Source organism: Rhodovarius lipocyclicus, from assembly GCF_009900765.1.
GTDB lineage: Bacteria > Pseudomonadota > Alphaproteobacteria > Acetobacterales > Acetobacteraceae > Rhodovarius > Rhodovarius lipocyclicus.
Genome location: NZ_JAAABL010000001.1, coordinates 91,169 through 104,274 on the forward strand (window position 1 = coordinate 91,169; position 13,106 = coordinate 104,274).

A 13,106-nucleotide genomic window follows, 5' to 3' on the forward strand; every position below is an offset into this window, starting at 1 on the left:
ACATGCTGCGCGGGTGACAGTGATAGCCCCTCAGCGATTCGATCCGGTGTTCTTCCCTGGCCTGGCCCCCGATGAGCCCTGGCCGCCGCCGCGCTTCGATTTCACCGCATCCTGGCTGAACGACCCGGACCTGGCCTTCGAGCGCGGGATCTCCGGCGAGATCATCTTCGTGCGCCGCTGCGACTCCCTGCGGCTGATCCTGGATATCGAAACCGCGCACACCGCGCTGGACATCAAGCCCCGCAGCCGGGATTTCCTGCTGCTGCGGCTGATGCCCTCCGCCCTGCGCTTCGTGCAGTCCATCACGCCCGGCGCGCCCATGCCCGCACCGCTGCTGGGCGGGCCGATGGTGCCGCCGGCCGAACACCACCTGTATGGCGCCACCACCACGCTGGTCGGCGCGCTGGAACGCAGCGGCGGCGAGGCCGGGGCCGCCCTCCTGGAAGCCCTGCGCCGCACCGACCCCGGCCCCGCGATGTTCGAGATGGCGGCCGCCCGCTGCGTGGCCGAAAGCGGCTTCGAACTGGAACGGGTGGGCGTGCTGGCCCGCAGCCTGCAACGCCTGGCCCAGGCCCATGCGGAGGTGCTGGCCGCCCACGCCATCCAGCCCGACTATGAGGGTATGGAGCGCATGGTGACCGCCGCCGCGCGCGTGCAGCTGCTGGCCGGCCGCTGGACGCGGGACCTGCTGGCCCATGCCCTGCAACAACTGGAAGCGGTGATCGCCACCCCGCGCCAGACCGCCGAATCCCTCATGCGCACCGCCGCCGAGGCCATGGAGAAGCAGTTCTACATCGGCCAATCGTCGGAGCTGGTGGAGCAGCAGGCCCGGCACCGCGACCGGCTGATGGACCTGGCGATGTTCTGGCAGCGCACGGCCGCCGCCTGGGCCAGCGTGCACCCCGAAACCGCCGACCGGCGGGACCTGGACGGGCTGGCCCGCAACGCGCTGCGGCGGCTGCAGATCGTGTCGCTGTATCAGCTCTGAGGCAGGCGGCGGAAACGGCCCAGCCGGTCCACCAGGGTCTCGCTGGCGGCGTTCAGGCCCGTGACCTCCACCTGCCGGCCCTGGCGGCGGAAGCGCAGCACCACGCGGTCCAGCGCCGCGACCGCCGTCAGGTCCCACACATGGGCGTCCGACACGTCGATCACCACGCGCTCCACCGGCTCCGACAGGTCGAAGGCCTCGGCGAAGGCGGGGGCGGTGGCGAAGAACAACTGGCCCGAGACGCGATAGCGCCGCGTCGTGCCCTCCAGCGCGCTGTCCACCGCGAACAGCCGAGCCACCTTCCGCGCGAAGGAAATGCCGGAGGCCAGGACCCCGGTCAGCACGCCGGTCACCAGATCGTGGCTGACCAGCGTGACCACCACGGTCGCCAGCATCACCAGCGAGGAGCTGCGCGGATGCGCCAGCAACTGCCGCACCGAGGGCCAGGAGAAGGTGGTGATCGCCACCATGATCATGACCGAGACCAGCGCCGGCATCGGGATCTGCTTCACCAGATCGGACAAGGCGAGGATCAGGAACAGCAGGAACACGCCGGCCCAGAAGGTGGACAGCCGCCGCCGCCCGCCCGAGCGCACATTGATCACCGACTGCCCGATCATGGCGCAGCCCGCCATGCCGCCCAGGAAGGGGGTGATGATGTTCGCCACCCCCTGCCCCACGCATTCGCGGGATTTGTTGGAGGTGGTCTCCGTCATCTCATCCAGCACCTGCGCCGTCATCAATGATTCCAGCAGGCCGACCACGGCCAGCGTGACCGAATAGGGCAGGATGATCCGCAGCGTCTCGAAGGTCAGCGGCACGTCGGGGATCAGGAAATGCGGCAGCTCGGTGGGCAGCGCGCCCCGGTCGGCCACGGTGCGCACATCCAGCCCCAGCGCGATGGAGATCGCCGTCAGCACCACGATCGCCACCAGCGGCGAGGGCACCGCCCGCGTCAGGCGCGGGAACAGATAGATGATGGCCAGCCCCGCCGCGACCATGACGTAGCTGATGGGCGTGACGCACGTCAGCTCCGGCAATTGCGCCATGAAGATCATGATGGCCAGCGCGTTCAGAAAGCCCGAGACCACGCTGCCCGAGACATAGCGCATCAGCACGCCCAGCTTCAGCACGCCGGCCGCCACCTGGAACACCCCGGCCAGCACCGAGGCCGCGAGCAAATATTGCAGCCCGTGGTCGCGCACCAGCGTGACCATCACCAGCGACATCGCCCCGGTCGCGGCCGAGATCATCGCGGGCCTGCCACCCACGAAGGAAATCACCACCGCGATGCAGAAGGAGGCATAGAGCCCCACGCGCGGGTCCACCCCCGCGATGATGGAGAAGGCGATCGCCTCCGGGATCAGGGCCAGGGCGACGACGGTGCCACCCAGGATATCGCCCCGGATATTGCCGAACCATTCGGCACGCAGACGGGAAAGGGACATGGCGATCCTTGTCTCGGCCCCACCCTGGATGCTGGAGCGGGCCGGGATGGATGAACAGGGGTGCGCACGCGAACGCGCCCCCGGGCGGGTGCCGGAGGCGCGTAAAAAAGGCCGGAAGACGGCTTCAGGGCGGCACGGCGGTCATGGGGCGACCCTAACCACCCATGCCGCGGCGCACAAGTTCAGGCGTAGCGCTGCAGCCAATGCGCATAGGGCGCGGGCAGCACCCAGCTCGGGCGCTCCACCCCCAGCGCCTTGGCGGCGGCATAGGGCCAGTGCGGGTTGGCCAGCAGCGGGCGGCCCAGCATGGCCAGGTCGATCTTGCCCTCGCGGATCAGCGTGTCGGCGTTCTCGGCCGTGCCGATGTTCCAGCTGGTGGCGACCGGCAGGCCGGTCTCGGCGCGCACGCGGGCGGCGTAAGGCGCGGTCAGCGTGCCGTTCTTCCACGGGATCTGCGCCGTGGGGGTCGAGAAACCGATGGAGACATCCACCAGATCCAGCCCCTTGGCCTTGGCCTGGGTCAGCAGGGCGATGGCCTCGGCCATGTCCTGGTCGTCATGGCCGTCGAACTCGATCACCCCCAGGCGCGCGATCAGCGGCCGGTCCTCGGGCCAAACGGCGCGCACGGCCTCGATGGTTTCCAGCAGGAAGCGGGCGCGGTTCTCGGCACTGCCGCCATACTGGTCGGTGCGGGTGTTGGAGCCGCGATAAAGGAATTCCTGCGCCAGATAGCCGTGGGCCAGATGCAGCATCAGCCAGTCGAAACCGGCATCCCGCGCGCGGATGGCCGCGGCCACGAAGCCCTGTTGCACGCGGGCGATGTCCTCCAGCGTCATCGCCTGGGGCACGCGCGGCAGATTGGCGCCGAAGGCAATGGCGGAGGGGGCCAACGTGGTCCAGCCGCGCGGATCTCCCTCGGGGATGTGGTCGTCGCCTTCCCAGGGGCGGTTGGCGCTGGCCTTGCGGCCGGCATGGCCGATCTGGATGCCCGCCGCGGCGCCGGCCGCCTGGATGTTGCGCACGATGGGCGCCAGGGCCTCGGCCTGGGCGTCGTTCCACAGGCCGAGGCAACCCGGGGTGATGCGGCCCTCGGGCGTCACCGCCGTGGCTTCGACCATGACCAGGCCCGCGCCGCCGCGCGCCAGGCCCGGCAGGTGCACGGCGTGCCAGTCGTTGGCCAGGCCGTCCTCGGCCGAATACATGCACATGGGCGAGGCCGCGATGCGGTTGCGCAGGGTGCTGCCCTTCAGGGTGAAGGGGTCGAACAGATGGGGCATGGGGGCTCCTTGGTGCGTTGCGGCATAAGTTCGATTGTAGTCGAACAATTGCAAGAGGGGCCCCGAGCGATTATGTGCCCTTCATGCGGCAGATGCGACACCCGCCGATCGAGGATGTGGCGCTGGAACAGGTGTTCCATGCGCTGAGCGACCCGTTCCGCCTGGGCGTCATCCGCCGCCTGGCCGATGGCGGGGAGCAAAGCTGCGCGGCGCTGGAAGGCGGCCGCGCGAAATCCAGCGTCTCCCACCATTTCCGCGTGCTGCGCGATTCCGGCCTGATCCTGACCCGGCCGGAGGGCACCACCCACATGAACAGCCTGCGCGCGGCGGAGGTGGAGGCGCGCTTTCCCGGCCTGCTGGGCGCGGTGCTGGCGGCGGCCGGCGCGCCGTGCGACACAGCGCCCCGCGATGAGTGAACAGACCCCCTACGAGCGCATCGGCGGCGAGCCCGTCATCCAGGCCCTGGTCCACCGTTTCTATGAGCTGATGGACACGCTGCCCGAGGCCCGCGCCTGCCGCGCCATCCACCCGCCCAGCCTGGAAACCGCCGAGCAGCGCCTGTTCTGGTACCTGACCGGCTGGCTGGGCGGCCCGCCCATGTTCGTGGAACGGCGCGGCCCGCCCATGCTGCGGCGCCGCCACCTGCACGCCCCCATCGCGGGGGCGGAGATCGAAGGCTGGCTGCTGTGCTTCCGCCAGGCCTGGGCGGAGCATGTGACGGACGCGGCCCTGACGGCGATGGTGCTGCCGCAGATCGAAGGGCTGGCCCAGCACATGCGCAACCGGGAGGACGGGTAGCCCCTACCCGGCCACGATCAGCGCGTGCTTCTTGCGCCCGAAGCTGAGCTTGGCGGGCGCCTTCACCATCTGCCCGGCGTCGGTCACCACCGCATCGTCCAGCCGCACGCCGCCGCCCGCGACATGGCGCCGCGCCTCGGCGTTGGAGGAAGCGAAGCCTGCCTGCACCAGCAGAGCCGTCACGCTCGCCTCACCAGCTAGCGGCACCTTCGGCAGGTCGCCACCCGCCTGCCCTTCCTCGAAGGTGCGGCGCGCGGTCTCGGCGGCGGCCTCGGCGGCTTCGCGGCCATGCAGCAGCGCGGTGGCCTCGGTGGCCAGCACCTTCTTCGCCTCGTTGATCTCAGCACCTTGCAGGGCGGTCAGGCGGGCGATCTCACCCAGATCCAGCTCGGTGAACAGCTTCAGGAAGCGGCCGACATCCGCATCCTCCGCGTTGCGCCAGAACTGCCAGTAGTCGAACACCGGCAGGCGATGGGCGGACAGCCAAACGGCGCCGCCCGCCGTCTTGCCCATCTTGGCGCCGGAGGCCGTGGTCAGCAGCGGCACGGTCAGGCCGAAGACTTCCTTGCTGTTCATGCGGCGCACCAGGTCCACGCCCATGACGATGTTGCCCCACTGGTCGGAGCCGCCCATCTGCATCCCCACGCCATGGCGCTTGTTCAGCTCCATGAAGTCGTAGCTCTGCAGCAGCATGTAGTTGAATTCGATGAAGGACAGCGGCTGGTCGCGGTCCAGGCGCAGCTTCACGCTGTCCATGGTCAGCATGCGGTTCACGCTGAAATGCCGGCCGACTTCCCGCAGGAAGGGGATGTAGCGCAGCTGGTCCAGCCACTCGGCGTTGTCCAGCATGATCGCGTCCTGCGGGCCCTCGCCGAAATGCAGGAAGGGCGCGAAGGTCTTGCGGATGCCCGCCTTGTTTTCCTCGATCTTCTCGTCGGTCAGCAGCTGGCGGGTTTCGTCGCGGCCGGAGGGATCGCCGATCTTGGTCGTGCCGCCACCCATCAGCGCCACCGGGCGGTGGCCGCATTTCTGAAACCAGCGCAGCAGCATGATGGTCAGCAGATGGCCGACATGCAGGCTGTCCGCCGTGCAGTCGAAACCGACATAGGCCGACAGCGGGCCTTCGGAGAGGCGCTTCCTCAGCGCCTCCTCGTCGGTGATCTGGTGGATGAAGCCGCGCTCACGCGCGATGTTCAGAAAGTCACTCATGCGAGTTCCGCCGCGATGGGGTCACGCCGCGCGATGCGGCTGAGCAGGTAATCGACTTCCGCGCGCGCCTTGTCCGACAGTTTCGGCGCCGGAGCGCGGGCGGTGGAATGGGCGATGATGCCGCGCCGGGCCAGCACATGCTTGCGCACGGCAAGGCCGAGCCCCGCCTGGTTGTCGGTGCGGATCAGCGGCAGATGCGCCTCGAACCGGTCCCAGGCGGTTTCGGTCGGGCCCTTCTCGCACAGCTCCACCAGAAGTTCCGGGAAGGCGTAGCCGGTCATGACGCCATCGGCGCCGCGGTTCAGCTCCTCCGGCAGGAACAGGCCGGAATTGCCGCCCAGGATGGGGATGGCGCGCATGGAGCCCGCGGCCATGGCGGCCTTCAGGGCGCTGATCTTGTCCAGGCCGGGCCAGTCCTCGGCCTTCAGCATCACGCAGCGCTCATCGGCGGCGATGCGCTGGATGGCGCCCGTGCCCATGAACACGCCGTTCGCCTGCGGGAAATCCTGCAACACCCAGGGGGCGGGGGACACCGCCTCCGAAGCCTGGGCGAAATAGTTCACCACCCCGTCATCGCCCTTCAGGAAGGGCGGCGGCGCGATCATCACGCCGGCGGCGCCCAGGGCCATCACCTCGGCCGTCAGGGCGCGCATGGCGGCGAAGCCGGGGGCGGAGACGCCCACGACCACGGGCACCGCACCCGCCACCACATCCAGCACCTGGCGGACGAACTGGATGGCCTCGGCCTGGTCCAGTTTCGGGGCCTCACCCATGATGCCGAGGATGGTCAGCCCGCGCGCGCCCATGCCCAGGTATCGCTCCGTCATGCGGGCGGTGCTGGGCAGGTCGAGCGCGCCATCGGGCAGGAAGGGCGTGGGGGCGATGATGAAGGCGCCCCGGGCGGATGTGTCGAGCAGCATGGTCCCGGGGGTGCCCCAGCCGCGCCCGAAGGTCAACAAGGCGGGGCCGCAGAACCGCCATGAATCCCGTGCTATATCGCCACCCATGAGCGAAACCGTCCGCCCCATGCTGTCCGTCGTCGTCCCCTGCTACAATGAAGAGGAGGTGCTGCCGGAATTCCACCGGCGCATCACCGCCGCCATGGAAGGCATCGGGGCGTCCTATGAGGTCGTCTATGTCAATGACGGCTCCCGCGACGGCACCATGGCGCTGATGCTGGCCATGCAGGCCGCCGACCGCCGGGTGGCGGTGGTCAATCTCAGCCGCAACTTCGGCAAGGAGATCGCGCTGACCGCGGGCCTCGACCACGCCGCCTGCACGGACGCCGTCATCGTGATCGACGCCGACCTGCAGGACCCGCCGGAGGTGATCCCGGAGCTGATCGCCGCCTGGCAGCAGGGCTATGACGTGGCCTATGCCCAGCGCAGCGTCCGCCACGGCGAGAGCTTCATCAAGCGCGCCACCGCCCATGCCTTCTACCGGGTGATGCAGCGGCTGGGCGGCAAGGTTCAGCTGCCGCGCGACACCGGCGATTTCCGCCTGATGTCCCGCCGCTCGCTGGATGCGCTGCTGCAATTGCGCGAACAGCACCGCTTCATGAAGGGGCTGTTCGCCTGGGTGGGCTATCCCTCCATCGCCGTGCCGTATGAGCGCGCGCCGCGCGCGGCGGGCACCACCAAGTGGAACTGGTGGAAGCTGTGGAACCTGAGCCTGGAGGGCATCACCAGCTTCACCGTGGGGCCGCTGAAGATCGCGACCTATCTGGGGCTGGTGGTCTCCCTCCTGGCCGCGATCTATCTGGCGCAGCTGCTGGTGCGCACGATCTTCTTCGGCAACCCGGTGGCGGGCTATCCCAGCCTGATGGCGGCGGTGCTGTTCCTGGGCGGCGTGCAGATGATGATGCTGGGCATCATCGGTGAATATCTGGGCCGGGTGTTCAACGAGACCAAGGGCCGGCCGCTGTATATCGTGGAACGCCACCTGCCGAGCGCATGAAGGAACTGCTCGCCCGCGTCCGGGCCTGCCGCCTGTGCGAGGCCGCCCTGCCCCTGGGCCCGCGCCCGGTGGTGCACGCGAGCGGGACGGCCCGGGTGCTGATCATCGGCCAGGCGCCGGGCACCAAGGTGCATGAGACGGGGATTCCCTGGAACGATGCCTCCGGCATCCGGCTGCGGGAATGGCTGGGGCTGGACCCGGCCGCGTTCTATGACGAAAGCCGCATCGCCATCATGCCCATGGGGTTCTGCTATCCCGGGCGGCTGCCGCAGGGGGGCGACGCGCCGCCGCGCCCGGAATGCGCGCCCACCTGGCACGCGGCGCTGCGGACCGAGATGCCCGAGATCCGGCTGACGCTGCTGGTGGGCTCCTACGCCCAGGCCCGCTATCTGGGGCGGGGCGCGATGACGGAGCACGTCCGCCGGCAGCCGGGGGCGCCCTCGGTCTGGGCCCTGCCCCATCCCTCCTGGCGGAACACGGCCTGGATGGCGCGCCACCCCTGGTTCGCGGCGGAGGTGCTGCCACCCCTGCGTGCCGCATTGCACGGCGTGTTGGACCAGACCCGCTTGTAGCCCCCCGGCCCGCATGCTTGGCTTGCCTCCATAATCATAAGAACCGGAGGAACCCATGGCCCAATTCCGCATCGTGACGCCCGCGGGCGCCAGCTTCACCACCGCCGGCGGCGGCTATGCGCTGGAGATGGAGGCCCTGGCCGGGTTGGATGCCGAGATCGTCGAGGCGCCGACCGACACGGCGGGCTTCATCGCCGCCGCCCGCGACGCCGACGCGATCTACGCCAAGGGCATCCCCATCACGGCCGAGATCATCGGCGCGTTGCGGAACTGCCGCTCCATCAGCCTGGGCAGCGTGGGGGTGGACAGCGTGGACGTGAAGGCCGCGACCGAGGCCGGCATCCCGGTGACCAACGTGCCCGACACCTTCATCGAGGAGGTGGCGGACCACGCCATGATGCTGCTGCTGTCCACCTTCCGCCGCTGCATCGACCAGGACCGCATGGTGCGCGAGGGCCGCTGGAAGGAAGGCCGCCCCGCCCTGTTGCAGATCCCGCGCCTGATGGGGCAGCGGCTGGGGCTGATCTCCTTCGGGCGGGTGGCGCGCGCGGTGGCGCGGCGCGCCAAGCCCTTCGGCCTGATCATCAGCGCCTATGACCCCTTCGTGGACGAGACCACGATGATCGAGGCCGGCGTGATCCCCGCGACGCTGGAGCAGGTGCTGGCCGAATCCGATTTCGTCTCCATGCACGCGCCCGCGCGGCCCGAATGCACGCACATGCTGCGGGAGGAGCATTTCCGGCTGATGAAGCCGAGCGCCATCTTCATCAACACCGGGCGCGGCCCCACGGTGAAGGAGGAAGCGCTGATCCAGGCCCTGCAGGAGGGCTGGATCGCCTATGCCGGGCTGGACGTGCTGGAAACCGAGCCACCGAGCCACAACAACCCCATCCTGCGGATGGAGAACGTGATCCTGTCGGCGCATACCGCCTCGGCCAGCGCGCGCTTCGATGAGGCGCGCAAGCGCCGCGTGGGGGCGGAGCTGGCGCTGGTGCTGCAAGGCCGCTGGCCGATGAGCTGCGTGAACCCGGCCGTGCTGCAGAATACCAAGCTGCGCCGCTGGCAGCCGGTGGGGATGGGGCGCGGCCCGAACAGCTAGCGCGTCAGGCGGCGAGAAGGCCCAGGTGCTCCACCAGGATGGAGCACCCGATGCCGATCAGGCCGAGGCCGCCCAGACCCTCGGCCCAGCGGCCCAGCCGGCCGCCCACATGCCGCCCGATCAGGATGCCCATGCTGGCCATCAGGAAGGTGGCCAGGCCGATCGTCAGCGCGATCACGCCGATGTTCACATCCAGCACCGCCAGCGACACGCCGACCGCCATGGCATCCAGGCTGGTGGCCACGGCGGTCGCCACCAGCACGGCCAGGCTGTGGCGGCGGGGGCGCGCCGCCTCCGTGCCGTCGGAGGCCCCGAGCGCCAGCACCACCATGCGCCCGCCGATGACGGAGAGCAGCGCGAAGGCGATCCAGTGGTCCACGGCGGTGATGTAGGCGCTGGCGGCGAAACCGGCGGCCCAGCCCAGAATCGGGGTGATCGCCTCCACCACGCCGAACACGGCGCCGGTGCGCAGCGCCTCGCTCAGGCGCGGGCGGTCCAGCGAGGCCCCCTTGGCCAGCGCGGCGGCGAAGGCGTCGGCCGACATGCTGAAGGACAGCATCGCGATGGTGGCGGGGGTCATCGGGGCAGTCCGGTGCGGTTGGCTGGCCCGGATAGCGAAGGGGGGCCGTCAGCGTCAACACATAAACAGGTATTCAGCTATTGGATGATCGCATGCCTCGCCCGAGCACGGCGTGCGGACACGCCCATCGCGATTTTTGGGATCCAGCATGACGGAAATGGGATTTCGTGGTGCCGGCTCGGGGAATTGAACCCCGGACCTACTGATTACGAATCAGTTGCTCTACCCCTGAGCTAAGCCGGCTCACGCGGCGGCCTTCTACAGCCCCCGCGCCTGGGCCGCAACCACCCCTCAGAACTTTCCGTTCTTCGGGAAGCCATGCGGCAGCACCTTGCCCGCGCCGGCGCGGTTGCCGCGCCAGGGGGTCAGGTCGGATTCGGTGCGGGTGCGCCCGCCCGGCTGCTGCCAGGTCAGCCCCTCGGCGGCCGGGAACACCTTGGCATCCGCCAGCCCGCCATCCTTGTAGCTTTGCAGCTGCACGCCACGGCCACGGCCCAGCACCGGCACCTGTTCCAGCGGGAAGATCAGCAGCTTCCGGTTGTCGCCCACCACGGCCACCATGTCCCCCGTGGCCGGGGCGCACAGCACGGCGCGCGCGGCGCCTTCCAGGTTCATCACCTGCTTGCCGGTGCGCTTTTCAGCCAGCAGCTCCTCGGCCTCGACCACGAAGCCCTTGCCGTCGCTGGCGGCCAGCAGATAGCGGCCCTCCGGCTTGAACAGGGCGATGGGCGCGTCCTCATTGCCCATCTCCACCACCAGCCGCAGCGGCTGGCCGTCGCCACGCCCGCGCGGGATGGTGTCCGCCTTCAGCGTGAAGGCCCGGCCGGAGGTGGTGAACACCACCACCCGGTCCGTCGTCTCCGCATGCAGGGCGAAAGCCAGGCTGTCGCCCTCCTTGAAGCGCAGCTCGGCATCGGGCGGCAGATGGCCCTTCTGCGCGCGCAGCCAGCCCTTCTCGGACAGGATGATGGTGATGGGCTCGCGCTCCAGGAAGGCGGTCTCATCGACCACCACCACGGGCGCGTCGCCCTCCACCCGGGTGCGGCGGGGTTCGTCGAACTTGGCCGCCGTCTCGCCGATCTCCTTGGCGAGCGCGGCCCAGCGCTTGGCCTCGCTGCCCAGCAGCGTCTCCAGGCCGCGCTTTTCGCGGCTCAGCTTGTCGTGCTCGCGGCGGATCTCCATTTCCTCGAGCTTGCGCAAGGACCGCAGGCGCATGTTGAGGATGGCCTCGGCCTGCACCTCCGTCAGGCTGAAGGTGGCCATCAGGGCCGCGCGGGGCTCGTCCTCCTCCCGCACGATGCGGATCACCTCATCGAGGTTGAGGTAGACGATCAGGTAGCCTTCCAGGATCTCCAGCCGGCGCGCGATGGCCGCCAGGCGGTGATTGCTGCGCCGGACCAGCACCTCATGCCGGTGGTCCAGCCAGCAGCGCAGCGCCTCCCGCAGGCTCATCACGCGCGGCGTGCGGGTGGCGTCCAGCACGTTCATGTTCAGCGAGAACCGGCTTTCCAGCTGGGTGGCGCGGAACAGCGTCTCCATCAGCACAGCGGGCTCGACGTTGCGATTCTTGGGCTCCAGCACCACGCGCACCACATCGGTGCTCTCGTCGCGCACATCGCCCAGCAGGGGCAGCTTCTTCTCGTCCAGCAGCAGGGCCATCTGCTCGATCAGCCGGGCCTTCTGCACCTGATAGGGGATCTCGGTGACCACCACGTGCCAGGTGCCGTTCTTGCCCTTCTCCACCTCCCAGCGGGCGCGGGTGCGGAAACTGCCGCGGCCGCTCTCATAAGCCTCGCGCAGGGCCTCCGGGCCTTCCATCAGCACGCCGCCGGTGGGGAAGTCCGGGCCTTTCACATGGGCCATCAGGTCGGCGTTCGGGTCCTCGATCAGCGCGATCGCGGCGCGGCACAGCTCGGCGGCATTGTGCGGCGGGATGTTGGTGGCCATGCCCACCGCGATGCCCGACGCCCCATTGGCCAGCAGGTTCGGGAAGGCCGAGGGCAGCACCAGCGGCTCCCGGTCCTCGCCGTCATAGGTGCTGCGGAAATCGACCGTGTCCTCGTCGATATTGGCCAGCATGGCGGCGGCGACGGCGGTCAGGCGGCTTTCGGTGTAGCGCATCGCGGCCGCGTTATCGCCGTCGATATTGCCGAAATTCCCCTGCCCCTCGACCAGCGGGTAACGCGAGGCGAAATCCTGCGCGAGGCGCACCAGCGCCTCATAGATCGAGGAGTCGCCGTGCGGGTGGTACTTGCCCATCACGTCGCCCACGACGCGCGCGCATTTCTTGAAGCCGCTGCCCGGGTCCAGCTTCAGCTGGTGCATGGCCCACAGCACGCGCCGGTGCACGGGTTTCATGCCATCGCGCACATCCGGCAGCGAACGCGCCGTGATGGTCGAGAGCGCATAGGCCAGGTAGCGCTCCGACAGCGCCTCGGCCAGCGAGGTATCGGCGGTGGCGCCACCGCCGGGCAGCGTCGTCAGGTCATCGGACATGGCATGATTCGTGAAATGTTCCTGTTCCTTGGGGGTACACCAGCCGGGCGCGGGAGGCCAGTGTGGTGTTATTGTTTGCGAATCATTCTTATTTGCACTAAACGGATGGCATCGCGGCCGGAGGCTTCCATGCGCCGGCCCGCCACCCCTCCCAGCCGGAACAGGCCAAGCCCGATGCAGCCATCGCAGATCGAACCCACCCTGACGGCCCTGGGCCCGGATGCCCTGTTCACCGTGGGCGTGCTGCGCGCCTGGGTGGCGCCCGTGATGCAGCCCGGCCAACCCCACCCGGATTGGCGCGAGATCTGCCGCATGATCCACCTGGACACGGAAGGGATGCGCGGCTTCGACCGCATGATGGGCCTGCTGACCGCCCATGCCCAGCGCCTGGTGGAGGTGCGCTGCTGCGACTGCCCCAGCATCGGCGTGGACGAGCGCGCCATGCTGCGGCTGGTGGGCGCCCTGCAGGCGGGCGACCGGCTGAGCGCGCTGGAGGTGCTGACCGGCTGGATGCCCACCCCCATCGCACAGATGGCGCTGGGCCACGCCCTGGTCTTCGCCCGGGCCGTGGCGGGGGCGGGGCTGCGCCTGCCGCCGCCGGTGGTGCGCCCGGCCCTGGGCGTGACGCTACACTGAAACGAAAAAGGGGGCCGAAAGGCCCCCTTCCCCATGTCCGGGCTGTC

13 protein-coding genes and 1 tRNA gene are annotated in these 13,106 nt (G+C 69.4%); 7 read left to right on the top strand and 7 right to left on the bottom strand.

The features are described from left to right. The first annotated feature begins 46 nt into the window (after positions 1–46). On the top strand, positions 47–988 hold the full coding sequence (locus GT007_RS00420; protein WP_160119592.1) for a hypothetical protein: 942 nt from the start codon (positions 47–49) through the stop codon (positions 986–988). On the opposite strand, the gene GT007_RS00425 is transcribed toward GT007_RS00420, so the two are convergent. Both GT007_RS00425 and GT007_RS00430 read right to left on the bottom strand, forming a co-directional pair. Beyond that, positions 979–2,436 carry a SulP family inorganic anion transporter gene (locus GT007_RS00425; RefSeq protein WP_160119593.1) on the bottom strand — a complete coding sequence of 486 codons (1,458 nt, stop codon included), beginning with the start codon at positions 2,434–2,436 and terminating at the stop codon, positions 979–981. The two genes, GT007_RS00420 and GT007_RS00425, sit on opposite strands and share 10 nt — an antisense overlap. Before the next feature lie 182 nt (positions 2,437–2,618). Next, on the bottom strand, positions 2,619–3,713 hold the full coding sequence (locus GT007_RS00430; RefSeq protein ID WP_160119594.1) for an NADH:flavin oxidoreductase/NADH oxidase: 1,095 nt from the start codon (positions 3,711–3,713) through the stop codon (positions 2,619–2,621). Between the two features lie 83 nt (positions 3,714–3,796). Between GT007_RS00430 and GT007_RS00435 the strand changes: the two genes are divergently transcribed. Both GT007_RS00435 and GT007_RS00440 read left to right on the top strand, forming a co-directional pair. After that, positions 3,797–4,129 carry an ArsR/SmtB family transcription factor gene (locus tag GT007_RS00435; protein ID WP_160119595.1) on the top strand — a complete coding sequence of 111 codons (333 nt, stop codon included), beginning with the start codon at positions 3,797–3,799 and terminating at the stop codon, positions 4,127–4,129. Further along, positions 4,122–4,511 (top strand): group II truncated hemoglobin, encoded by a 390-nt coding sequence (locus tag GT007_RS00440; RefSeq protein ID WP_160119596.1) that lies wholly within the window; start codon positions 4,122–4,124, stop codon positions 4,509–4,511. Before GT007_RS00435 ends, GT007_RS00440 begins: the two co-directional genes overlap by 8 nt. A gap of 3 nt (positions 4,512–4,514) precedes the next feature. Here the strand turns inward: GT007_RS00440 and tyrS are convergent, their stop codons facing one another. Further along, on the bottom strand, positions 4,515–5,720 hold the full coding sequence (gene tyrS / locus GT007_RS00445) for a tyrosine--tRNA ligase (protein ID WP_160119597.1): 1,206 nt from the start codon (positions 5,718–5,720) through the stop codon (positions 4,515–4,517). After that, entirely contained in the window at positions 5,717–6,640 is a 924-nt protein-coding gene (locus GT007_RS00450; RefSeq protein WP_160119598.1) for a dihydrodipicolinate synthase family protein, read from the bottom strand. Before GT007_RS00450 ends, tyrS begins: the two co-directional genes overlap by 4 nt. Positions 6,641–6,725: 85 nt before the next feature. Here GT007_RS00450 and GT007_RS00455 point away from each other — a divergent pair, with 85 nt between their 5' ends. The 3 genes from GT007_RS00455 to GT007_RS00465 are packed head-to-tail and all read left to right on the top strand — an operon-like array spanning position 6,726 to position 9,347. After that, entirely contained in the window at positions 6,726–7,676 is a 951-nt protein-coding gene (locus GT007_RS00455; protein WP_160119599.1) for a glycosyltransferase family 2 protein, read from the top strand. Beyond that, positions 7,673–8,248, top strand: coding sequence for a uracil-DNA glycosylase family protein (locus GT007_RS00460; RefSeq protein WP_160119600.1), 576 nt, complete (start codon positions 7,673–7,675; stop codon positions 8,246–8,248). Before GT007_RS00455 ends, GT007_RS00460 begins: the two co-directional genes overlap by 4 nt. A gap of 55 nt (positions 8,249–8,303) precedes the next feature. After that, entirely contained in the window at positions 8,304–9,347 is a 1,044-nt protein-coding gene (locus tag GT007_RS00465; protein ID WP_160119601.1) for a C-terminal binding protein, read from the top strand. Positions 9,348–9,351: 4 nt separating this feature from the next. Here the strand turns inward: GT007_RS00465 and GT007_RS00470 are convergent, their stop codons facing one another. From GT007_RS00470 to parC, 3 genes are all read right to left on the bottom strand, one after another. After that, positions 9,352–9,927 carry a manganese efflux pump MntP gene (locus GT007_RS00470; protein ID WP_160119602.1) on the bottom strand — a complete coding sequence of 192 codons (576 nt, stop codon included), beginning with the start codon at positions 9,925–9,927 and terminating at the stop codon, positions 9,352–9,354. 168 nt (positions 9,928–10,095) lie between these two features. Continuing rightward, positions 10,096–10,170, bottom strand: a tRNA-Thr gene (locus GT007_RS00475). A gap of 48 nt (positions 10,171–10,218) precedes the next feature. Continuing rightward, entirely contained in the window at positions 10,219–12,423 is a 2,205-nt protein-coding gene (gene parC, locus GT007_RS00480; protein WP_160119603.1) for a DNA topoisomerase IV subunit A, read from the bottom strand. A 174-nt stretch (positions 12,424–12,597) separates the two neighbouring features. Between parC and GT007_RS00485 the strand changes: the two genes are divergently transcribed. Then, positions 12,598–13,059, top strand: coding sequence for a hypothetical protein (locus GT007_RS00485; RefSeq protein ID WP_160119604.1), 462 nt, complete (start codon positions 12,598–12,600; stop codon positions 13,057–13,059). Positions 13,060–13,106 lie beyond the last annotated feature (47 nt).

What these genes read in the sequence shown, in the direction of transcription:
- tyrS (WP_160119597.1), bottom strand. Translation starts at nt 5,720, where the DNA reads ATGAGTGACTTTCTGAACATCGCGCGTGAGCGCGGCTTCATCCACCAG.
- GT007_RS00435 (WP_160119595.1), top strand. Translation starts at nt 3,797, where the DNA reads ATGCGGCAGATGCGACACCCGCCGATCGAGGATGTGGCGCTGGAACAG.
- GT007_RS00450 (WP_160119598.1), bottom strand. Translation starts at nt 6,640, where the DNA reads ATGCTGCTCGACACATCCGCCCGGGGCGCCTTCATCATCGCCCCCACG.
- GT007_RS00430 (WP_160119594.1), bottom strand. Translation starts at nt 3,713, where the DNA reads ATGCCCCATCTGTTCGACCCCTTCACCCTGAAGGGCAGCACCCTGCGC.
- GT007_RS00460 (WP_160119600.1), top strand. Translation starts at nt 7,673, where the DNA reads ATGAAGGAACTGCTCGCCCGCGTCCGGGCCTGCCGCCTGTGCGAGGCC.
- GT007_RS00455 (WP_160119599.1), top strand. Translation starts at nt 6,726, where the DNA reads ATGAGCGAAACCGTCCGCCCCATGCTGTCCGTCGTCGTCCCCTGCTAC.
- GT007_RS00470 (WP_160119602.1), bottom strand. Translation starts at nt 9,927, where the DNA reads ATGACCCCCGCCACCATCGCGATGCTGTCCTTCAGCATGTCGGCCGAC.
- GT007_RS00425 (WP_160119593.1), bottom strand. Translation starts at nt 2,436, where the DNA reads ATGTCCCTTTCCCGTCTGCGTGCCGAATGGTTCGGCAATATCCGGGGC.
- GT007_RS00465 (WP_160119601.1), top strand. Translation starts at nt 8,304, where the DNA reads ATGGCCCAATTCCGCATCGTGACGCCCGCGGGCGCCAGCTTCACCACC.
- GT007_RS00485 (WP_160119604.1), top strand. Translation starts at nt 12,598, where the DNA reads ATGCAGCCATCGCAGATCGAACCCACCCTGACGGCCCTGGGCCCGGAT.
- GT007_RS00440 (WP_160119596.1), top strand. Translation starts at nt 4,122, where the DNA reads ATGAGTGAACAGACCCCCTACGAGCGCATCGGCGGCGAGCCCGTCATC.
- parC (WP_160119603.1), bottom strand. Translation starts at nt 12,423, where the DNA reads ATGTCCGATGACCTGACGACGCTGCCCGGCGGTGGCGCCACCGCCGAT.